General features: G+C 72.4%; 16 protein-coding genes and 1 pseudogene. 11 read left to right on the top strand and 6 right to left on the bottom strand.

From position 1 onward, the window contains the following. Window positions 1-169 precede the first annotated feature (169 nt). Window positions 170-1,624 (bottom strand): hypothetical protein, encoded by a 1,455-nt coding sequence (locus C6N75_RS05290; protein WP_258177239.1) that lies wholly within the window; start codon window positions 1,622-1,624, stop codon window positions 170-172. A 316-nt stretch (window positions 1,625-1,940) separates the two neighbouring features. Between C6N75_RS05290 and C6N75_RS05285 the strand changes: the two genes are divergently transcribed. From C6N75_RS05285 to C6N75_RS05270, 4 genes and pseudogenes are all read left to right on the top strand, one after another. Then, window positions 1,941-3,011 (top strand): ABC-three component system protein, encoded by a 1,071-nt coding sequence (locus C6N75_RS05285; protein ID WP_105867661.1) that lies wholly within the window; start codon window positions 1,941-1,943, stop codon window positions 3,009-3,011. Then, a complete protein-coding gene (locus C6N75_RS05280; RefSeq protein WP_181160349.1) occupies window positions 3,008-3,481 on the top strand; it encodes an ABC-three component system middle component 2 in 474 nt (157 codons plus the stop codon). Before C6N75_RS05285 ends, C6N75_RS05280 begins: the two co-directional genes overlap by 4 nt. Further along, complete coding sequence (locus C6N75_RS05275; RefSeq protein ID WP_181160348.1) at window positions 3,474-5,306, top strand: hypothetical protein; 1,833 nt, start codon at window positions 3,474-3,476, stop codon at window positions 5,304-5,306. Before C6N75_RS05280 ends, C6N75_RS05275 begins: the two co-directional genes overlap by 8 nt. A 254-nt stretch (window positions 5,307-5,560) precedes the next feature. Beyond that, window positions 5,561-6,364, top strand: a pseudogene (locus C6N75_RS05270) (ComEC/Rec2 family competence protein); the annotation flags it as partial. Between the two features lie 447 nt (window positions 6,365-6,811). Here C6N75_RS05270 and C6N75_RS05260 read toward each other — a convergent pair. Then, window positions 6,812-7,267, bottom strand: coding sequence for a pyridoxamine 5'-phosphate oxidase family protein (locus C6N75_RS05260; RefSeq protein ID WP_105867658.1), 456 nt, complete (start codon window positions 7,265-7,267; stop codon window positions 6,812-6,814). Between the two features lie 114 nt (window positions 7,268-7,381). Between C6N75_RS05260 and C6N75_RS05255 the strand changes: the two genes are divergently transcribed. Together C6N75_RS05255 and holA are read left to right on the top strand one after the other, a co-directional pair. Beyond that, a complete protein-coding gene (locus tag C6N75_RS05255; RefSeq protein WP_105867657.1) occupies window positions 7,382-7,627 on the top strand; it encodes a hypothetical protein in 246 nt (81 codons plus the stop codon). A 72-nt stretch (window positions 7,628-7,699) separates the two neighbouring features. After that, on the top strand, window positions 7,700-8,686 hold the full coding sequence (holA, locus tag C6N75_RS05250; protein WP_181160347.1) for a DNA polymerase III subunit delta: 987 nt from the start codon (window positions 7,700-7,702) through the stop codon (window positions 8,684-8,686). A 61-nt stretch (window positions 8,687-8,747) separates the two neighbouring features. Here holA and C6N75_RS05245 read toward each other — a convergent pair whose 3' ends face one another. After that, window positions 8,748-9,101: a DoxX family protein gene (locus tag C6N75_RS05245; RefSeq protein WP_105867655.1), complete on the bottom strand. Its 354-nt coding sequence runs from the start codon at window positions 9,099-9,101 to the stop codon at window positions 8,748-8,750. Between the two features lie 252 nt (window positions 9,102-9,353). Between C6N75_RS05245 and C6N75_RS05240 the strand changes: the two genes are divergently transcribed. Continuing rightward, window positions 9,354-10,247 carry a LysR family transcriptional regulator gene (locus C6N75_RS05240; RefSeq protein ID WP_105867654.1) on the top strand — a complete coding sequence of 298 codons (894 nt, stop codon included), beginning with the start codon at window positions 9,354-9,356 and terminating at the stop codon, window positions 10,245-10,247. Between the two features lie 222 nt (window positions 10,248-10,469). Here the strand turns inward: C6N75_RS05240 and rpsT are convergent, their stop codons facing one another. Then, window positions 10,470-10,736, bottom strand: coding sequence for a 30S ribosomal protein S20 (rpsT, locus tag C6N75_RS05235; protein WP_105867653.1), 267 nt, complete (start codon window positions 10,734-10,736; stop codon window positions 10,470-10,472). Window positions 10,737-10,995: 259 nt separating this feature from the next. Here rpsT and lepA point away from each other — a divergent pair, with 259 nt between their 5' ends. The 4 genes from lepA to hemW all read left to right on the top strand — a co-directional run bounded on the left by lepA (window position 10,996) and on the right by hemW (window position 18,630). Then, window positions 10,996-12,870: a translation elongation factor 4 gene (lepA, locus tag C6N75_RS05230; RefSeq protein ID WP_105867652.1), complete on the top strand. Its 1,875-nt coding sequence runs from the start codon at window positions 10,996-10,998 to the stop codon at window positions 12,868-12,870. Window positions 12,871-13,205: 335 nt separating this feature from the next. Next, window positions 13,206-15,095 (top strand): AMP-dependent synthetase/ligase, encoded by a 1,890-nt coding sequence (locus tag C6N75_RS05225; protein WP_105867651.1) that lies wholly within the window; start codon window positions 13,206-13,208, stop codon window positions 15,093-15,095. Between the two features lie 198 nt (window positions 15,096-15,293). Continuing rightward, window positions 15,294-17,345 (top strand): ATP-binding SpoIIE family protein phosphatase, encoded by a 2,052-nt coding sequence (locus tag C6N75_RS05220; RefSeq protein WP_105867650.1) that lies wholly within the window; start codon window positions 15,294-15,296, stop codon window positions 17,343-17,345. A gap of 43 nt (window positions 17,346-17,388) precedes the next feature. After that, window positions 17,389-18,630: a radical SAM family heme chaperone HemW gene (gene hemW / locus C6N75_RS05215; protein ID WP_105867649.1), complete on the top strand. Its 1,242-nt coding sequence runs from the start codon at window positions 17,389-17,391 to the stop codon at window positions 18,628-18,630. 11 nt (window positions 18,631-18,641) lie between these two features. Here the strand turns inward: hemW and C6N75_RS05210 are convergent, their stop codons facing one another. Both C6N75_RS05210 and C6N75_RS05205 read right to left on the bottom strand, forming a co-directional pair. Further along, the gene (locus C6N75_RS05210) at window positions 18,642-19,457 is read right to left on the bottom strand and encodes a DUF3097 domain-containing protein (protein WP_105867648.1); all 816 of its coding nucleotides are present in this window, start codon (window positions 19,455-19,457) and stop codon (window positions 18,642-18,644) included. Window positions 19,458-19,485: 28 nt separating this feature from the next. Then, window positions 19,486-20,277: an MBL fold metallo-hydrolase gene (locus tag C6N75_RS05205; protein WP_105867647.1), complete on the bottom strand. Its 792-nt coding sequence runs from the start codon at window positions 20,275-20,277 to the stop codon at window positions 19,486-19,488. Window positions 20,278-20,504: the final 227 nt, after the last annotated feature.

Genomic DNA, 20,504 nt, shown 5'->3' with positions numbered 1-20,504 from the left:
GGGGACAGACAGGCACAGATTCTCAGGCAGATTGATGCGAATCCTGCCAGGTGCGCTGCCGGGGGCGACCCGGCCCTCGGCGAGGTGCAGCGGGCGGCTGCCCCGCTCACCGACGGCTCGGCCAGGGCCACATCCGGCAGCGGCGGGTGCTCTCTTCGACATGCTCGGCTCAGCGTGGGACCGCGTCGAGATAGCGCTTGATGCCGGACCCCAGGCGGAGCTTGTCCGGGGTGCCCGGGAACTCGCGAATTGCCTGGAGGAGTTCCCGCTCTGGCCGTCCAGTGATCTTGACGTCGAGCACGTTCAGAAGTTCGTCCCACTTCGTCCGAGACAGAGGGCGTTGCAGCTGGCTTGAGATCTCCGCGTTGGCGAACGACCGGAGGGCGAGCGACGCTTGCTGCGGGTCGAATCGGCCGATCAAATCGAGGTAGATCGGGTCGGCCGCGAACACCACGCCGTTGCCATTGGTGAGGAACACCGCGACCACAGTCTTGACGTACTGACGGACTAGGTTGGTGGGGACAGACCCATGCTGTCCCACGAGTTCGGCGAGGCGCCGGGCTATTCGCGGCTCGTTGTAGAAGTTGTCCATGGCGAGGTGCACGTCCATGAGCTCTTCGATCGCCTCGGCCATCTCCGAGACCTTGACCGCCTCGGGGAGGTAACTGCTGCCCTGGGCAAGGTCGATGAGCTGGCGGGCAAGGGCGGCCTGCGCATGGTCGGCATCGGCCAGGAAGCGACCGAGGCGCGTGCCGGCCCAGAAGCGGGCGTCCTCGGAGAGATAGGGCCAGAGCTTTGGCCACAGATCGCGGATGTTGTCCTGGGTGTGCGGCTCGGCGCCGATGGCGGTGTAGACCCCGAAGAGTCCGTAGGCCAGGGTGTCGGCCTTCTCGCCGGGCAGTTCTTTGAAGAACACCGCCGTCTGTGCCAGGTAGGTGCTGTCCAGCCTCGCGGCCTGGACGTTGACCACCAGCTTCTTGATCTCGGCGACCACATTGTTGTGCGGGAGCGTGATCACCTCTCGGATGCACGTCTCCAGCCAGTCGGCGAGCTGAAGGCCCGTCAGCGACACCTGGTTAGGGTGGGCCGCGCTGGCGTAGTTGCGCATGAACCGGATGTGGTCGACCTGGTGATAGCCGACATCGCTGATGAGCCCGATCTCACGGGCCCCGCTAAGCAGCTTCGCGTCGTCGAGCTTAATCAGGTCCTCGGGGGTCTTCAGCTCCTTGCGACGGTTCTCGCTCTTCTCCGCGACGGCATAGAAGTACGAAAGGTCGTAGCCGATCACCCGCTTGCGCAGCTCGATGACGGTCTCGTCCCAGAGATAGTTGAGCGCGGCATCGAACAACCCGACCGAGCCCGCCATGATCATCTTCGCTATGTAGGCCGAGCGGGCCAGTTGCTCCTCGTCCAGGCCTGCAAGAGCGTGCTCGGTGCTCTGCAGCAGGGCATGCCGCTGGTTGAGCGCGACCAGAACATCCTCGGTGGGCAGCCCCAGGCCACCGAGACGGGCCAGGATCAGGTCCTGGAAATCCCGGAGGCCGTCAATGGCGGCTCGACGGGGCTCGCGCAGTGCGACTTCTCCGGAAGCGCTGGCGGCAGCCAGCGGCTGGCTCTCTGTCATGCCGGAAGGGTAGATCCGGAAGAGTCCCACCGTCTGCGGGTTTCGCCGGCTCTGCAGCTGAGTGCGCTCCGGTACCGTCGCGGCCCCCCGACGCCCCGACCAACCGGCTCGCGTTATCGGTACGACCCGGACGGCAGGATCCTGCCGGGACATCCGCCCCGGCGCCGGAGCCGTCACCGAGCCCCAGTGGAGGCGCCCTGTCTATCGACGATCTCCGATGGTAGAAGTGGGCAGCGGCGTGCACTTGGGGAAAGCGGCGCACCCGGGGGAGGGGGTAGCAGTGGACGCATTAGGTGGTCAGAGGAGCGCGGACCGCGTGTCCGTGTCGCAGTATGTGCCGCCGCCGTCGGTCGTGCCGCACAACCAGTTCGACACCCGGACACCCCTGCAGCAGGTCTTCTACTGGACGCCAGAGCAGTGGGAGCAGTTCACCTGCGAGTGGGTCCGCATGCGCAGGGACGAGTTCGGCTACCTCGGCGTGGAGGTCCTAGGCGGGACCAACGACCGCGGCGCCGACGTCGTCGCCTTCATGGGCGAGCAGCGGCTGAACGGTGTCTGGCACTGCTACCAGTGCAAGCACTACACCGACGACCTCACGCTCGACGACGCGCTGCCCGAGATGATCAAACCGTTCGTGGCGACGCTGGAGACGAGCCGGACGCTCCCCGCCCGGTACATCTTCGTGGCACCTAAGATCCATCCCCGACTCAAGGACATGGTGCTGACCCCGGCCGCGCTGAAGGACCGGTTTCTAACGTACCTGGACGGGCGGACCAAACCGGTCGCCGCGCTGTCCCCACAGACCCGGGCGGCCGCTCGGGCGTTGGCGGAGAGCACGGACTTCTCGATGTTCTGGACCGTGAACCTGGACGAGGTCCTGGAGGTCTACAGCAAGTCGCCGCTGTTCGCCTCCCGCTTCAACCTGCCGCCCACCGGCAAACCCCGCAAACTCCTTCCCCCTCCCGAGCCCCAGGTCAACGAAGCGCGCTACCTCCAGCAGCTCCTGAACGTTTACCAGGAGAGGTTCGGCGAGGACCTCGCCACCGTGCAGCACGCCTTCGAGCACCCCGATTCGGGAGAGCATCTTGGGCGGCAGCGAGTGGCGTTCTTCGACGCGGAGGCCCTACGCATGTATGCACGAGAGAGCATCGCGGGGGACACCTACGAGGAGCTACAGGACGACGTGCTGACCAACTTGATCGAGGTGGCCGCCATCGACTACCCCTCGGGGTGGGATCGCCTCCAGCAGGTCCTCAAAGCTTCCGGGCAGATGACCCTCACCGGGTCGCCCCTGCTGCACCTGTTCCGCAACAGCCAGCGTCAGGGCATGTGCCACCAGCTGGCGAACGTCGACAAGCTGCACTGGTGCAAGGGAGGTTGCCGATGAACCCGCTCAACAGCCCGGTCGAAGTGGGGATGCGTACATTGGTCCTGCTGGCCCGCAGCCATCCTCACCCACTGGACCTCTCCTGGCTGGTGGTCCTGGACCACGCCATGCTCCACAGCAGCCAGTTCGACGGTCCGCCCAGCCTCCATCCCCGCCTGCCTGCCCAGCCTGGCGAGCTCGGCATGAAGCGGCAGATGATGCAGGAAGGGCTGGAGGTGCTGCTGCGCGCCGGCCTGGCCACGGTCGAGGCGTCCGAGGGTGGGATCGTCTACCAGGTGACCCCCCGCGGCTCGGGGTTCGTCGGCATCCTGGAGGCCCCGTACGTCGGCGAACTGCGTCAGCGCGCGCAGTGGGCCGTGGAGCAGTTCGCCTCGACCACGGACGCGGTGGCGGCCACACGCGACGTCACGACCCGCTGGCACAACGAATTCACCACCGACATGCAGCACCTGGGGGTCGGCCGTGGCTGACTTCACCCTGACCCATCTGACGTACGCCGGTGCGGGCCTGCCCACGGCCAGCGTGGAGTTCGACCCCAAGTTCACGGTGATCTACGGCTCCTCCAACACGGGCAAGACCTTCCTGGTCGACTCCATCGACTACATGCTCGGCGGTCATGTTCGTCCCTCGATCCCGCGCGCCGAAGGATACGGACAGATCCTGCTCGGCCTGCTGCTTCCCGACGGCAGGCCTCTCACACTGGTCCGCAAGCCCGGCGGCAAGAGCATTCACGTACACCAAGACGACCTAAGGGAGCTGTCCCACGCCACCCCCGACGCGATCGTCTCGGCCCGCAGGATCCGCAGCCGCCGTGACATCTCGCACTACCTGCTCAGCAAACTGGGACTGGACGACACGTATGTTCGCACCAACGAGGGCGGCAACACCGAACTGCTCAAACTTGCCGACCTGACCCACCTCAGCGTGGTCACCGACACCCGCATGATCGATCCGAATCCGCCCTCGCAGCGCACCCGCGGCACCGCGGCCAGGACCACCGCACGCTCCGTCATGAAGCTGATGCTGACCGGAGAGGACGAGCCCCCGGCGACCAAACTCCCCAATGCTGCTCAACGGCGCGTCCAGCGGGGCAAGATCAACTTGATCGATTCGCTGGCTCTGGACCTGCACGCCAAACTCTCCCGCGACCAGACCCCCGACGAGCTGCGAGATCAGCTGGCCCGGTTAGAGGACAGCCTCAACGACATGGCCCGCTCGCTGGCCGGCGAGTCCGAGCAGCAGGCCCGCGCCGTCGCCGCCCGTGCACACCTGGCCGAGACGGACGCCGAGCTGGAGGCGCGCCTGGGTGAGGTGCTCGACCTGCTGGGGCGATTCGACACGCTGCGTCAGCAGTACGAGACAGATCTCGCTCGTCTGGAGATGGTCAGCGAGGCGGGCAATCTGCTGGGCTACTTTCAGGTCGGCCGCTGTGTCTTCTGCGGGGCGGACCCCGAACATCAGCAGGTCCAGCACGGCCATCAGGAGACCACTCAGCTCCACGAGGCCGTGCTTGTCGAGTCCGCCAAGACGCACTCCCTTCTCGCCGACCTCCGGCTGACCATTGAGGGGCTGGAGGGTCAGCGCGACGAGCTGGCCGAACGCCGCACCACCCTGAGCGCGCAGGCGGCCGAGGCCGACCGGTCCCTGGCGCAGATCGAAGCGCGACTGGCGCCTCTCCGCGACGGGCTGCAGGACACCGTCGACGAGCGACTGCGTGTCGAACGCGACCTGGAACTGCGGGCCCGGCTAGATGAACTGGAAGAGCACCGCTCCCAGCTAGTGGCCCAGGGCGCCCTGCCGTCCAAGCGGCGGGAATCCCTGATCGCGGGCAGAATCCTGTCATCGTTTGACGAGCTCTTCCAACGCACCCTGGATTCCTGGCGGATCCCCGACGTGGAAGGCGCCAGCTACGACCCGTACAGCGGGGACGTCAGTGCCGGCGGAACGGCGCGCGCCGGCCACGGCCGGGGCATGCGCGCTCTGCTGCACGCCGCGTTCTCCATTGCCCTGGCCCGCTACTGCCTGGACCGCAGACTCCCGCATCTCGGCTTCCTCGTCCTGGACTCGCCCCTAGTGACGTACAAAGAGCCGGACTTTGACGCCGACCGCATCCCCCCGAACGTGATCGACCATTTCTACCGCTCGTTCCTGGCCTTCCCCGGCCAGGCCATCGTCGTCGAGAACGCGACGCCGCCCCCTGACGTCCTCGAGCACGCAAGGATCGTCACCTTCAGCGGCAGCGGAGCCCGCCCCGGCTTCTTCCCCGCGCGTCCCAGCAGCATCAACCGGACCTGAGCCGCACCGAACCCGCAGAGGGTGAAGCACCGGATGGCCCGGCATGCCGAATCCGAGCTGACCAGCCGGCCACGACGTGGAGCGGCGGCACACCAGGTGCCCTCAGCGCCGCGCAGCCGTCACGGGCTTTCTGCCGACCGCCACGCGCGGAGAGACCCCTGAGCCCACGGTCAGCCGCTCTCCCAGCCGCAGACAGAGCCACACCCGACGACGGCATCAGCAAAAGCGGCAACACGCCTGAACTTGACAGGGAAGACGTCGGCCAGGGCGACGCCCTGGTCATCGCGGCAGGCGACGGCCAGGGCGTGGTGGTGGACGCCGGCCCGGACCCGCGGCTCGTCGACGACTGCCTCACCGAACTGGGCGTCAGCCGGATCCCGTTGGTCGTGCTCACGCACTTCCACGCCGACCATGTGCGGGGCCTGCCGGGGGTGTTGGACGGCAGACAGGTCGCCGCAGTGCAGACCACGGGGTTGCAGGAGCCACCGGAGCAGGCCGAGTTCGTCCGGCGGACGGTCGCCGCCGCCCGCATCCCGGTGCTACGGGCAGTGGCGGGCGAACGCCGCCGGATCGGTCCGCTCGACTGGCAGGTCCTCTGGCCGCCACCGCCACCGCCACCGCCGCCGCCTGTGGTTTGGCCGCTCGTGTCCATGCCCCTGCCTCTGCCCCTGCCACCCGAACCGAACGATGCCAGCGTGACGATGCTGGTGCGAGCCGCCGGGGGCGTCAGCCTGCTGCTCCTCGGCGACCTGGAACCACCCGCCCAGCAGGCACTGCTGCGGGCCCACCCCGATCTGCCGGCCGTGGACGTCCTCAAGGTCGCCCATCACGGGTCCGCTCGGCAGGACGCCGAACTGCTGGAGCGGGTGCGCCCCCGACTGGCCCTGGTCTCGGCCGGCCGCGACAACTCGTACGGCCATCCCGCCCCGCGCACGGTGGCCGCGCTCGACGACGGAGGAGCGGCCGTGCTGAGTACCGCCGAGCACGGGGCGATCGCCGTGACCGCGGGCGAGCACGGTCTGCGCGCCGTCCCCCGCGGACCGCCCACCGCCCCGTGACGACTGAGCCCCGGCGGCGACCCGGGGCCCGGTGGTCCGGCAGCGGCCCGAAGGCTGGGCAATCCGGCTGCGGCCCGGCGGCTGAGCGGTCCGGCGATCCTGTAGCGGCCGAGCGGCCGAGCGGCCGAGCGGCCGAGCGGCCAAGCGGGCGGCGGGCGGCGGTCCGGCGACTCGATGGCCCGGCTACGACCCGGCGGCTGGGCGGCCCGGTGGCCCGACGACTCGATGGCCCGGCGGCCGGCGGCCCGGCGTACCAACGCCCAACGCCCAACGCCCAAAGCCCGAAGCCCAACGGCCCAACGCCCAACGGCCCAACGGCCCAACGGCCCAACGGCCCGGCGGCCTTGCGGCCCGGCGGCCCACGGCCCAACGGCCATGCGGTCCGGCAGCCTGGAGGATCCGGCGTGGTGGTCCCTTGGCCTGGGGCCGCCGCGTCGGGGTCTTCGCTCACACCAGCCAGACGCCGTCCCGCATCACCTCGCGGCCGGGGATCTCGTTCGGCTCGCGCCAGGCCTTGATCCGGCGCGGGGTCACCCGCAGGTAGACCCAGGCAGGTAGCTGCCTCGGGTCCCAGCCCAGCTTGTCCGCGAAGGCGTCCGTGGAGGACCGCGCGAGGTCCGCCGCCTCGACCGCCTCGGCGACCCCCTCGACGAGCACCACGTCCCGGGTGTGGCCGAGGCTGAGCCGCACCTCGCCTCGCGGGGTCACGTTGCGGGCGGTGGGGTTGGTGCGCTTGGTCGACATCAGCACGGTGCCCCGGTCCCACAGGAAGGAGAGCGGCACGAGCACTGGTTCGCCCGCACCGGACGAGGTGGCGACCCACATGTCCTCGTCGTTCTCCAGCCGGTGCGTCACGTCACGTCGGCGCTGTTCGGCGGTGCGCGCCGGTTCGTACTCGGTCATGCTCGGGACACTAGGCGGGCGCCGGGACCGCCCGCATCGGGCCGCGGTCCTAGGACAGCAGACGGAAGCGGGGGTGCGGCCGGCGACCGGCACGGCCACGGCCACAATGGTCCGGTGGACGATGTGAGACATGTGCTGGTGCTGCCCGACCGCGACGCCGCCGAGGAGGCGGCGGCGGAGCTGGGCGAGCGGTTCGGCGTCGCGGAGGAACCCCAACTCGTGCGCGACGCCCTCGCCGGGGAGGACGACGCCGAGGACGCCCAGTGGCTGGTGGTCGTCGAGGACCCGACGGGGCGGCTGCCGGCCGCCGAGCTGGACGAGTTCGCCGCCCGCTGGGACGGCTGGCGCGAGGAGTCCTGACCCCGCCCGGAGTCCTCGTCCTGACGTCGTCCGCGGGCCGGGCTGTCAGTGGCGCGTGGGATGCTGGTCGCGATGGCCAGCAGAAAGAACCAGAGCGAAGACCCCCTCGGCCCCGTCACCCTCGCCGTGGGCCAGGAGGACCTGCTCCTGGACCGCGCGGTGCAGGAGGTGGTGGCCGCGGCCCGGGCGGTCGACGCCGACACCGACGTACGCGACCTGACGTCCGACCAGCTCCAGCCCGGCACCCTCGCCGAGTTGACCAGCCCGTCCCTGTTCGCCGAGCGCAAGGTGCTGGTGGTGCGCAACGCGCAGGACCTCTCCGCCGACACGGTCAAGGACGTCAAGGCGTACCTCGCCGACCCCGCCGAGGAGATCTCCCTCGTTCTGCTGCACGCGGGCGGCGCCAAGGGCAAGGGACTGCTGGACGCGGCCCGCAAGGCCGGGGCGCGGGAGGTGGCCTGCCCGAAGACCACCAAGCCCGCCGAGCGGCTCGGCTTCGTCCGCGGCGAGTTCCGCGCCCTGGGCCGGTCCGCGACGCCCGAGGCGTGCCAGGCGCTCGTCGACGCCATCGGCAGCGACCTGCGGGAGCTGGCGTCCGCCGCGTCCCAGCTCACCGCGGACGTCGAGGGCACCATCGACGAGGCCGTGGTGGGGCGCTACTACACCGGCCGCGCCGAGGCGTCCAGCTTCACCATCGCCGACCGTGCGGTGGAGGGCCGGGCGGCGGAGGCCCTGGAGGCGCTGCGCTGGTCGCTCGCCACCGGCGTGGCCCCCGTCCTGGTCACCAGCGCCCTCGCCCAGGGGGTGCGGGCGATCGGCAAGCTGCTGTCGGCGCGCGGCGGGCGGCCCGCCGACCTCGCCCGTGAGCTGGGCATGCCGCCGTGGAAGATCGACCGCGTCCGCCAGCAGATGCGCGGCTGGACGCCGGACGGCGTCTCCGTCGCCCTGCGGGCCGTCGCGGAGGCCGACGCGGGGGTCAAGGGCGGGGGCGACGACCCGGAGTACGCCCTGGAGAAGGCCGTCGTCGCCATCGCCCGAGCCGCCCGCTCCCACCGCTGAACCCGCGCCCCGCGCCCCTTCCGGATCCCGCCGCACCGCCACCGCCCGTGGAGCGACCGCTTCACCGGGCCACCGCCGCCAGCGCCAGTACGGCGGCGGCCAGGCAGAGGAAGCCGGCGGGCACCGCGATATTGCGCAGCACCCCGGCGCGGACGTGGACGGCGACCGTGCCGGTGAAGAAGAGCACCAGCCCGATCGCGGCAGCCTCGCCCAGCAGCGGCGCCCCCAGCAGACCGAGCAGGAGCCCGACTGCCCCGGCGCCCTTCAACGCGCCCAGCCACGGCAGCCAGTCCCGCGGCACTCCGACAGCGGCCGAGTTGGCCAGCACGAAGCCCGCGCCGCGTAGATCCGCGACGGCGACGACGGCATTGGCCAGCATCGTGACGACGGTGACGGTCACATACGCGGTGGACATCGAGAGCGCCTCTCTGAGTGTTCTGTCAACGGATGACCCCGGCTCCGACGGCCCCCGCGGCCCCACCGGCTTCCGCCGTTCCTCCCGCCGGGCCCGTCGGCTCCCGGCCCCAGCGGCTCCGATGACCCCCGGCCCCACCGGCTCCCGCCGCGCCCCGCCGATCGCCGCCCGTGTTCGCCCGCCTCGCGGATCACCACCAGCGTGTCCGCGCCCCGTCGCCCCGTCCAATACCTGCGTCCATAACCTTGAGGCATGGATGTGGACACCCGGCTGCTGCGCTACTTCACCGCCGTCGCGGAGGCGGGGACGCTGACCCGTGCAGCCGAGGAGCTGTTCGTCTCGCAGCCCGCGCTGACCAAGCAGATCCGGCAGTTGGAGACGCAGCTGGGCGTCCGGCTGTTCACCCGTTCACGTGCCGGGATGGCGCTCACCGAGGCCGGCCGGGCCCTGGCCGAGCGGGCGCCCGGCCTGCTGGCGGCCTGGGACGGGGCGTTGCGGGAGACCAGGGGCGCGGCCGCCCGCGCCGCTCGTGTCCTGCGGGTCGGGTTCCTGGCCAGCGCCGCCAACGAGGCCACCCCGCGGATCGTCGCCGCCTTCGGCGCGCGGCGGCCGGGCTGGCGGGTCGAGATGCGTCAGGCCGCGTGGTCCGAGCCGGCCGCCGGGCTGGCCGACGGGGGCGTGGACGCCGCGCTGCTGCGGCTGCCGTTTCCTGGTCAGGAGGACCTGCGTACGGCCGTGCTCTTCACGGAGGACCGCTGGGTGGCGCTGCCGGCCGGGCACCGCCTCGCCGGCCGGGAGGTGATCGACTTCCCGGAGCTGTGGGACGAGCCGTTCGTCGCCGCGCCCGCCGCCACCGGGCCGTGGCGCGACCACTGGCTCGCCGCCGACGAGCGTGGCGGCCGGCCGGTGCGCGTCGGCGCGGTCACCGACCTGCCGGACGACTGGCTGAGCGCCATCGCCAACGGCTACGGCATCGCGCTCGCCCCCGCCTCGGCGGCCCGCTTCTACGCCCGTCCCGGCGTGGTCTACCGGCCCGTCCGGGGCGTCAGCCCCAGTCGCCTGGCCGTGGCCTGGCCGCCGGCCGCCGACGCCGACCCGGTCGTACGGGACTTCGTCCGCTGCTGCCTGGAACACGGACGGTCCTGACCGGGGCCGCTTCGCGCAGGGCTCCGGAGTCCGGCATGCCGAAGGCCCCGGTCCCGTCCTGGGGAAGGACGGAACCGGGGCCTCCGGTTCAAGAAGTGGTGCGTCACACCCGCGTGGCGAACGCAGGCCGCGTGTGACGCGGGGTGCCGGTCAGGAGCGGATGAGAGGGCCCGCTTGGTCCGTCGCCGGCGTCGTACGTCCAGAAGCAGTCAGAGCGTGTGCTCAGCCCTGAAGGGTGGAGACCTTGGAAGCCAGTGCCGACTTCTTGTTGGCGGCGGCGTTCTTGTGGATGACACCCTTCGAGACAGCCTTGTCGAGCTGACGGGCGGCGGCGCGAGCGGCCGTGGTGGCCTTCTCGACGTCACCCGCGGCAGCGGCCTCGCGGGCCTTGCGGATCGCGGTCTTGAGCGAGGACTTCACGGCCTTGTTGCGCAGCCGCGCCTTCTCGTTCGTCTTGTTCCGCTTGATCTGGGACTTGATGTTCGCCACGAAAGAGCCTTTTCAGGTTCGTAAGGATTTGATCGACGCGTCTCCGGGCTGAGAGGGGCCAGGAGACACAGCGACCCAGGCTAGCAGTCGGCGCCCGGGCGGCCCAAACCGGGCCCCGGGCGGCTCAAACCGGGCCCCGGGCGGCCCAGACCCGGGGCCCGTCGCCGTCCGTGGGACCATGGAGCCTACGTATCGATCCGACGTCGACCCGAGCAGAGACCCCCGGCAGCGCCCGGCGTCTCGAGAATCAGGACCCTGCGTGCCCGCGACCCCTACCAACGTGCCGGAGCCGAGCCGTACCGACCCGGCGCTGATCCGCAACTTCTGCATCATCGCCCACATCGACCACGGCAAGTCCACGCTCGCCGACCGGATGCTCCAGCTCACCGGCGTGGTCGAGCAGCGGCAGATGCGCGCCCAGTACCTCGACCGGATGGACATCGAGCGCGAGCGCGGCATCACCATCAAGTCCCAGGCCGTCCGGCTGCCGTGGGCGCCCACCAGCGGTGACGGTCAGGGCAGCACCCACATCCTCAACATGATCGACACGCCGGGGCACGTCGACTTCACCTACGAGGTCTCGCGCTCCCTGGCCGCCTGCGAGGGCACGATCCTGCTGGTCGACGCCGCCCAGGGCATCGAGGCGCAGACCCTGGCCAACCTCTACCTGGCGATGGAGAACGACCTCGCCATCGTCCCGGTGCTCAACAAGATCGACCTGCCGGCCGCGCAGCCGGAGAAGTTCGCCGAGGAGCTGGCGAACCTGGTCGGCTGCGACCCCGACGACGTCCTGCGGGTCTCCGCCAAGACCGGCATGGGCGTGGAGGCGCTGCTCGACCGCGTCGTCCGGGAGGTGCCCGCGCCGGTCGGCGTGGCCGACGCCCCCGCCCGCGCGATGATCTTCGACTCGGTCTACGACTCGTACCGCGGCGTCGTCACCTACGTCCGGGTCGTCGACGGCCAGCTCAGCAAGCGCGAGCGCATCCGGATGATGTCCACCGGCGCGACCCACGAACTGCTGGAGATCGGCACCAACTCCCCGGAGATGCTGCCTGCCGACGGCCTCGGCGTCGGTGAGGTGGGCTATCTGATCACCGGTGTGAAGGACGTCCGCCAGTCCAAGGTCGGCGACACCATCACCCAGCAGCACAAGGGCGCCACCGAGGCGCTCGGCGGCTACAAGGACCCCAAGCCGATGGTGTTCTCCGGGCTCTACCCGCTGGACGGCTCGGACTACCCGGAGCTGCGCGACGCGCTCGACAAGCTCCAGCTCAACGACGCCGCGCTGGTCTACGAGCCGGAGACCTCCGCCGCGCTCGGCTTCGGCTTCCGCGTCGGCTTCCTCGGCCTGCTGCACCTGGACGTGATCCGCGAGCGGCTGGAGCGCGAGTTCGGTCTCGACCTGATCGCCACCGCGCCCAACGTGGTCTACCGGGTGGTGATGGAGGACGGCGCCGAGCACACCGTCACCAACCCGAGCGAGTTCCCCGAGGGCAAGATCGGCGAGGTGTACGAGCCGGTGGTGCGGGCCACCATCCTCGCGCCGAGCGAGTTCATCGGCTCGATCATGGAGCTGTGCCAGACCCGGCGCGGCACCCTGCTCGGCATGGACTACCTCTCCGAGGACCGCGTGGAGATCCGCTACACGCTCCCCCTCGCCGAGATCGTCTTCGACTTCTTCGACCAGCTGAAGTCCAAGACCCGCGGTTACGCCTCGCTCGACTACGAGCCCACCGGCGAGCAGGCCAGCTCCCTGGTGAAGGTGGACATCCTGCTGCACGGCGACAAGGTCGACGCCTTCTCCGCCATCACCCACAAGGACGCCGCCTACGCGTACGGGGTGCGGCTCGTCGCCAAGCTGCGGGAGCTCATCCCGCGCCAGGCGTTCGAGGTGCCCATCCAGGCCGCCATCGGCTCCCGGGTGATCGCCCGCGAGACCATCCGCGCCATCCGCAAGGACGTCCTCGCCAAGTGCTACGGCGGTGACATCTCCCGTAAGCGGAAGCTGCTGGAGAAGCAGAAGGAAGGCAAGAAGCGGATGAAGATGGTCGGCTCGGTGGAGGTGCCCCAGGAGGCCTTCATCGCCGTGCTGTCCAGCGACGACTCCGCCGGCGGCGGCAAGGCGAAGAAGTAGCGCCGCCGCCTTCGGATCCTCCCGCCTGAGCGCCCGCCCCGTCCGACGGGGCGGGCGCTCACGTCGTGCGACGGGCACGCACCCCGCGCCACGGACGTTGAGCAGGCGTGAGGCGCGCGTGAGGCGCGCGTGAGGCGCGCGTGAAGAGCCGGTCGCGGAGTCGCGGGGAGGCGCGCACAGTCGTCGTAAGCGTTATGAAGCGGGAACCAAGCGCCGGGCCGCTGCCCCTTACGCGGCGGGGCCCGGCCCTCTAACCTGATGCCGCCCGAGGGTTACTCGCCAGTTAAACAATCTCGTCGTGCAGCCCAGAGCCGCAAAGCCGCCCGGAGGACGCCGTGAGCGACACACAGACCCTGATCGAGAACCGCCCGCCCTCGGTGGCGGCCCTCTTCCTGGAGCGCGTGGCGAAGACCCCTAACGCGGAGGCGTACCGCCACCCCGTTCCCACCGCCTCCGGCGAGGGCCCCGAGGAGTGGAGGTCGCTGAGCTGGGAGCAGGCGGCCGAGCGGGTCTACGCGATCGCGGCCGGCCTGATGGACCTGGGCGTCCGGCCGGAGGAGCGGGTCGCGCTCGCCTCCTCGACCCGGGTCGAGTGGATCCTCGCCGACCTCGGGGTGATGTGCGCGGGCGCGGCCACCACCACGGTCTACCCGCAGACCAACGCCGAGGAGTCCTCGTACATCCTCGCCGACTCCGCGAGCCGGGTGCTGATCGCGGAGGACGCCGGCCAGTTGGCCAAGGCGCGCGAGCGCCGCGCGGACCTGCCCGACCTGGCCCATGTCGTGGTCATCGACAACGACGGCGCCGAGGCGGCCGGGGACGACCCGGAGGGCTGGGTGCTGTCCCTCGCCGACCTGGAGAAGCGCGGCCGGGACTACCTGGAGCGCAGCCCGGAGGCGGTACGGGAGCGGGTGGCGGCCATCACCGCCGACCAGCTCGCCACCCTGATCTACACCTCCGGCACCACCGGCCGGCCCAAGGGCGTGCGGCTGCCGCACGACAACTGGTCGTACATGGCCAAGGCCATAGCGGCCACCGGGCTGGTCACCGCCGAGGACGTGCAGTACCTGTGGCTGCCGCTCGCCCACGTCTTCGGCAAGGTGCTGACCTCCGGCCAGATCGAGGTCGGGCACGTCACCGCGGTGGACGGCCGCGTCGACAAGATCATCGACAACCTGCCGGTGGTCCAGCCCACCTACATGGCGGCCGTCCCGCGCATCTTCGAGAAGGTCTACAACGGCGTCGCGGCCAAGGCCCGGGCCGGCGGCGGCGCCAAGTACAAGATCTTCCAGTGGGCGGCGGAGGTCGCCCGCGAGTACGCGAAGGCCAGCCAGGACAACTACCGGCGCACCGGCAACGCCTCGGTGCCGTTCGGGCTGGGCGCCAAGCACAAGATCGCCGACACCCTCGTCTACTCCAAGCTGCGGGACGCCTTCGGCGGCAGGCTGCGGGCGGCGGTCTCCGGCTCCGCCGCCCTCGCCCCCGACATCGGCTTCTTCTTCTCCGGCGCCGGCATCCACATCCTGGAGGGCTACGGCCTCACCGAGTCCAGCGCCGCGTCCTTCGTCAACCCCGGTGAGGCGTACCGCACCGGCACGGTCGGCAAGCCGCTGCCCGGCACCGAGGTGCGGATCGCCGACGACGGCGAGATCCTGCTGCGCGGCCCCGGGATCATGGAGGGCTACCACGGGCTGCCGGAGAAGACCGCGGAGGTGCTGGAGCCGGACGGCTGGTTCCACACCGGGGACATCGGCGAGCTGTCGGTGGACGGCTACCTGCGGATCACCGACCGCAAGAAGGACCTGATCAAGACGTCGGGCGGCAAGTACATCGCGCCGGCCGAGGTCGAGGGCCAGTTCAAGGCGGTCTGCCCGTACGTCTCCAACATCCTGGTGCACGGCGCCGACCGGAACTTCTGCACCGCGCTGATCGCGCTCGACGAGCCCGCGCTGCTCGGCTGGGCGGAGGACAACGGCCTGGGCGGCAGGCCGTACGCCGAGGTGGTCGCCACCCCGCAGGCCACCGCGCTGGTCCAGGAGTACGTGGACCGGCTCAACGAGGGCCTCCAGCGCTGGCAGACGATCAAGAAGTTCCGGCTGCTGCCGCGTGACCTGGACATCGAGCACGGCGAGCTGACCCCCAGCCTGAAGCTGAAGCGCCCGGTGGTGGAGCGCGAGTACCGGCACCTGATCGACGACATGTACACCGGCAGCAAGGAGGCGTGAGGGCGCGGGGAGCGGGGGCGGCGCCTCGGCCGAAGCGCCGCCCCCGCGCCTGACCGGCGTCTCCGAGGCTCTCCGGCACCACTCGCCCGGATGGCACCATGGGCCACTTTGGTGACACCGTGCTTATGGGCGTGCCGCATCTGTCACCCTGTCGGTGTCCGTCACGAGGAACGACCAGGAGCCGACGAGGAGCCGTCCATGGGGCCTCTTCCGACCCAGCGCGCCACCAGCGGCGACGTGCCGTCGCCGTCCCGCCAGTCGGCGCCGGGCCATGTGGTCGCGCGCACCAGCCTGCCCGGCAATCCGCTGGCGCCCGGGGCGGCACGGCGGTTCGTGCGCGCGGCGCTGGCCGACTGGACGGGTCTCGCGGTGCCCGCCGCGGCGACGATCACCGACCGGGCCGCGGACGACGCGGTGCTGCTCGCGGCGGAGCTGGTCACCAACGCGGTGGTGCACGCCGGCACCAACGTCGAGCTGCTGTTCAAGCTGGAGGACCCCGACCAGGGCGCCCCGGCCGCCCTGGTGCTGGAGGTGTCCGACCACCATCCCGGCCGCACCCTGCGGCAGCAGCAGCGGACGGCCGACCACGAGCCCGACGACGACCTGGACCTGGACGAGTACGGGCGGGGGCTCCAGCTCGTCGCGGCGCTCGCGGAGTGCTGGGGCATCACCTACCGCCCCGGCACCAAGACGGTGTGGGCCAGGCTGCCGCTGGAAGGCTGGGACGCCTGCCCCGTCCCGGGCGGCGAGCCGGCGATCCAGCGCGGGCTGCGCGCCGCCGAGCTGCTGGCCCCCGCGCCGCGCCGCCCGGTCCGGGACGACGACGAGTGGACCGGCCGGGGCGCGCTGTCCTTCCTCGCCGAGGCGTCCGACCTGCTGGCCGGGCAGTTGGACGAGGACCTGGTGGCCGCGCTCGCCGGGCAGCTGCTGGTGCCGCGCCTGGCCGACTGGTGCGCGTTCTGGCTGGAGGACGCGGCCGGCGCGGACGGCTACCAGCGGGAGGGCGGCGGCGCGCCGCGGCTGGCCCGGGTGTGGCACGCCGACGAGTCGGCGCTGGAGGCGCTGCGGGCGGTGCTGGAGAAGGAGCCGCCGCGGATGGCCGAGCCGCCGAGCCCGGGGCCCGTCGCCGTGGCCTGGCCCGCGCCGGGCGACCTGCGGGCGGACGCGGGCGACGGCACCGCGCTCGCGTACCGGCTGGTGGTGGGCGGCCACGGACTGGGCACGCTGCTGATCGGGCGGCGCGGGGTCGCCCGTGTCCCGGACGCGGTCGCCTCCCTGGTGGAGGACTTCGCCCGCCGGGTCGCGCTCGCCATCGGCGCGGCCCGCCGCTACGCCCGCCAGGTCACCATCAGCCGGGTGCTCCAGCGCGGGCTGCTGCCCAGCCAGGTCGCCCAGATCCCGGGGGTGCGGAGCTGCGTGGTGTACGAGCCGAGCGACGACGGGCTGGCGGGCGGCGACTTCTACGACGTGTTCCAGGCCGGGCCGGGGGCGCGCCGCTGGTGCTTCATGCTCGGCGACGTCCAGGGCAGCGGCCCCGAGGCGGCCGTGGTCACCGGTCTGGCCCGGCCCTGGCTGCGGCTGCTGGCGCGCGAGGACCACGCCGACCACGAGGTGGGCCACGTCCTGGACCGGCTGAACCGGCTGCTGCTGGACGACGCCACCGAGGCGGCCGAGACGGCGGCCTCGGTGGTCGCCGAGGTGGTCGCCGAGGCCGCCGACCCGCTGGCCGCGGAGGCCGCCGCGCAGGAGGAGGAGACGGCCGGGGCGACGGCGCTGGAGCCGCGCCCGCTGCCGCGCTTCCTGTCGCTGCTGTACGGCGAGCTGGTGCCGCTCGCCCCGGAGGACGGCGGCGGCGCGCGCTGCACCCTGGCCTGCGCGGGCCATCCGCTGCCGCTGCTGCTGCGGCCCGACGGCACGGTCGCGCCGGCGGCCGTCCCGCAGGTGCTGCTGGGGGTCGTGGACGACGTCGGCTACGAGAGCCAGACCTTCCACCTGGCCCCGGGCGACACCCTGCTGTGCGTGACGGACGGGGTCACCGAGCGGCGCTCGCGCAGCGGGCGGATGTTCGACGACGGGGACGGGCTGGCGGCCGCGCTCGCCGGCTGCGCGGGGCTGCCCGCCCGGGAGGTCGCGGACCGGATCAGACGCGCGGTGCACGGCTTCGGCGAGGCCCCGGTCCGCGACGACCTGGCGCTGCTGGTCCTCCAGGCGGAGGCCGCGCCGGTCCCGGCGCAGGCCGCCCGCCACTGACCCGCGGCACACGCGGCGCGGGGAGCCGTCCGGGTGACGGACAATGGACCCCATGCCTTCCGTACTGCCCGACGGCGAGCCCGTGCCCGAGGACGGCGCCCTTCCGGCGTCCGCCCTGGTCGGCGCGGGGGAGCGGCCGCTGGGGTTCTATCTGCACGTGCCGTACTGCGCGACCCGCTGCGGCTACTGCGACTTCAACACCTACACCGCCACCGAGCTGCGCTCCTCCGGCGGGGTGCTGGCCTCCCGCGACAACTACGCCGCCACGCTCGCCGACGAGGTGCGCCTGGCCCGCAAGGTGCTGGGCGACGACCCGCGCCCGGTGCGCACGGTGTTCGTCGGGGGCGGCACGCCGACGCTGCTGGCCGCCGCCGACCTGGTGCGGATGCTGGACGCCGTACGGGAGGAGTTCGGGCTCGCCGAGGACGCCGAGGTGACGACCGAGGCCAACCCGGAGTCGGTGGACCCGGCGTATCTGGCGGAGCTGCGCGCCGGAGGCTTCAACCGGATCTCGTTCGGCATGCAGAGCGCCCGCCGGCACGTGCTGAAGGTGCTGGACCGCACCCACACCCCGGGCCGCCCCGAGGCGTGCGTGGCCGAGGCCCGGGCGGCCGGGTTCGACCACGTCAACCTCGATCTGATCTACGGCACGCCGGGGGAGAGCGACGAGGACTGGCGGGCCTCGCTGGAGGCGGCCGTCGGCGCCGGGCCCGACCACGTCTCGGCGTACGCGCTGATCGTGGAGGAGGGCACCGGGCTGGCCCGGCGCATCCGGCGCGGCGAGGTGCCGATGACCGACGACGACGTGCACGCCGACCGGTACCTGATCGCCGAGGAGATGCTGTCGGCCGCCGGGTTCGACTGGTACGAGGTGTCCAACTGGGCCACCAGCGAGGCGGGCCGCTGCCTGCACAACGAGCTGTACTGGCGGGGCGCGGACTGGTGGGGCACGGGCCCCGGCGCGCACAGCCACGTCGGCGGGGTGCGCTGGTGGAACGTGAAGCACCCCGGGGCGTACGCCGCCGCGCTGGCCGCCGGGCGCTCCCCGGGCGCCGGGCGGGAGCTGCTGCCGGCGGAGGACCGCCGGGTGGAGCGGATCCTGCTGGAACTGCGGCTGCGCGAGGGCTGCCCGCTGGAGCTGCTGAAGCCGGCCGGGCGGGCCGCCGCCGGGCGGGCGGTGGCGGACGGGCTGCTGGCGCCGGAGGCGTACGGCCGAGGCCGGGCGGTCCTCACCCTGCGCGGCCGGCTGCTGGCCGACGCGGTGGTGCGCGACCTGGTGGACTGAGCCGCCGGGCCTCAGGCCCGCTCCGGGCCCCCGACCGTCACATGGTCGATGAGGTGCTCCACCGCGCCGAGCAGCGAGGGCTCCAGATCCTTGTAGGAGCGGACCTTGGAGAGGATGTGCTGCCAGGCGGCGCCGGTGTTCTCCGGCCAGCCGAGCGCCCGGCACACCCCGGTCTTCCAGTCCTGGCCGCGCGGCACCGTCGGCCAGGCCGGGATGCCCACCGAGGCGGGCTTCACCGCCGCCCAGACGTCGACATAGGGGTGGCCCACGATCAGGGTGTGGGCGTCCGACACCTCGGCGGCGATCCGGGACTCCTTGGAGCCGGGGACGAGATGGTCCACCAGCACCCCGAGCCGGGCGTCCGGCCCGGGCCCGAACTCGGCGACGATGGCGGGCAGGTCGTCGATGCCCTCCAGGTACTCCACGACCACGCCCTCGATGCGCAGGTCGTCGCCCCAGACGCGCTCGACCAGCTCGGCGTCGTGCCGCCCCTCCACGTAGATCCGCCCGGCCCGCGCCACCCGGGCCCGCGCGCCCGGCACGGCCAGCGATCCGGAGGCGGTACGGGAGGGGCGCGCCGGGCCAGCCGCGGGCCGGACCAGGGTGACCGGGCGGCCCTCCAGCAGGAAGCCGCGCGGCTCCAGGGGGAAGACCCGGCGCTTGCCGAACCGGTCCTCCAGGGTCACCGTGCCCGCCTCGCAGCCGATCACCGCCCCGCAGAAGCCGGTGCCGGCCTCCTCCACCACCAGGTCCGGTTCGGCCGCCACCTCGGGCGCCGGCGCCGAACGCTTCCACGGGGGCGTCAGATCAGAGTCGTATGCGCGCATGGCCCGACGCTACGACATGATCATGCGCTCATCGGTCTTCGGCGCAGCCGAAGCGGCGGGCCAGCGCGTCGCGTTGGGCGCGGACGAAGGCGGCGTCCACCGCCGCGCCGTGCCCCGGCACGTACACCGCGTCCCCGCCGCCGAGCGCCAGCAGCCGGTCCAGCGCGGCGGGCCAGCGCCCGGGCACCGCGTCCGGTCCGGCCTGCGGTTCGCCGGACTCCTCGACCAGGTCCCCGCAGAACACCACCTCGCGGGAACCGGGCGCGGCCCCCGGCGGCGGGGGCGCGAGCAGCACCAGGTCGTGGGCGGTGTGCCCGGGGCCGACGTTGGCCAGCAGCACCTGCCGCCCGCCGAGGTCCAGGGTCCGCTCCCCGGACACCGGATGCCGGGGCGCCGCCAGGACGTCCACCGCCTCGGCCGCCTCCTCCTCCGCCACGCCGTGCCGGACGGCGTCCTGCCGCAGGGCGTCCCGCTCCCGGGCGGCGGCCAGCAGGGTGTCCAGGCCGACGGCCGCGAACACCTCCGCGCCGGCGAACGCGGACGCCCCGAGCACGTGGTCGAAGTGGGGGTGGCTCAGTGCGAGATGCGTCACGCGCCGGCCGCCGAGCAGCGCCTCGGTCTGCGCGCGCAGCTCCGCGCCCTCACGCAGGGTGGCGCCGGCGTCGAACAGCAGCGCGGCGTCCGTGCCGGCCACCAGTCCCACGGTGGCGTCCCAGCCCGGCAGCCGGCGCCGCCCCACACCGGCGGCGAGCCGCTCCCAGCCCGCCGCCGCCCAGTCGATCCGGTCGAGGTCCGCCGCGCCGTCCCGGGAGATGTCCATGGAGCAGACGCTAGCCGCCCGCGCGCGGACGCGGCGAGCGCCCCGCGTCCGCCGTCGGGGCCGGGCCGGCGGGCACGGTAGCCTGGTCGGCCGCCCTTGCCCGGTGCGCACCCCCGCCCCGTACACTGGCCGGGACATCACTGGCACTCGGACGAGGTGAGTGCCAGACAGGGAAGAGAGCACGAGCCCGCCGCCGGGCGGACAGGCCCGCTGCCGACAGGCGCGGG

It is taken from the genome of Streptomyces solincola (genome assembly GCF_002982015.1).
GTDB lineage: Bacteria > Actinomycetota > Actinomycetes > Streptomycetales > Streptomycetaceae > Streptomyces > Streptomyces solincola.
Note: the sequence above shows the minus strand (reverse complement) of the source record. Positions and strands in the feature narration are given on the sequence as shown.

Bases quoted from the DNA above. Each gene is read 5' to 3' on its own strand.
- C6N75_RS05290 (WP_258177239.1), bottom strand. From the start codon at position 1,624: ATGACAGAGAGCCAGCCGCTGGCTGCCGCCAGCGCTTCCGGAGAAGTC.
- C6N75_RS05280 (WP_181160349.1), top strand. From the start codon at position 3,008: ATGAACCCGCTCAACAGCCCGGTCGAAGTGGGGATGCGTACATTGGTC.
- C6N75_RS05260 (WP_105867658.1), bottom strand. From the start codon at position 7,267: ATGACCGAGTACGAACCGGCGCGCACCGCCGAACAGCGCCGACGTGAC.
- holA (WP_181160347.1), top strand. From the start codon at position 7,700: ATGGCCAGCAGAAAGAACCAGAGCGAAGACCCCCTCGGCCCCGTCACC.
- C6N75_RS05245 (WP_105867655.1), bottom strand. From the start codon at position 9,101: ATGTCCACCGCGTATGTGACCGTCACCGTCGTCACGATGCTGGCCAAT.
- C6N75_RS05240 (WP_105867654.1), top strand. From the start codon at position 9,354: ATGGATGTGGACACCCGGCTGCTGCGCTACTTCACCGCCGTCGCGGAG.
- C6N75_RS05220 (WP_105867650.1), top strand. From the start codon at position 15,294: ATGGGGCCTCTTCCGACCCAGCGCGCCACCAGCGGCGACGTGCCGTCG.
- hemW (WP_105867649.1), top strand. From the start codon at position 17,389: ATGGACCCCATGCCTTCCGTACTGCCCGACGGCGAGCCCGTGCCCGAG.
- C6N75_RS05210 (WP_105867648.1), bottom strand. From the start codon at position 19,457: ATGCGCGCATACGACTCTGATCTGACGCCCCCGTGGAAGCGTTCGGCG.
- C6N75_RS05205 (WP_105867647.1), bottom strand. From the start codon at position 20,277: ATGGACATCTCCCGGGACGGCGCGGCGGACCTCGACCGGATCGACTGG.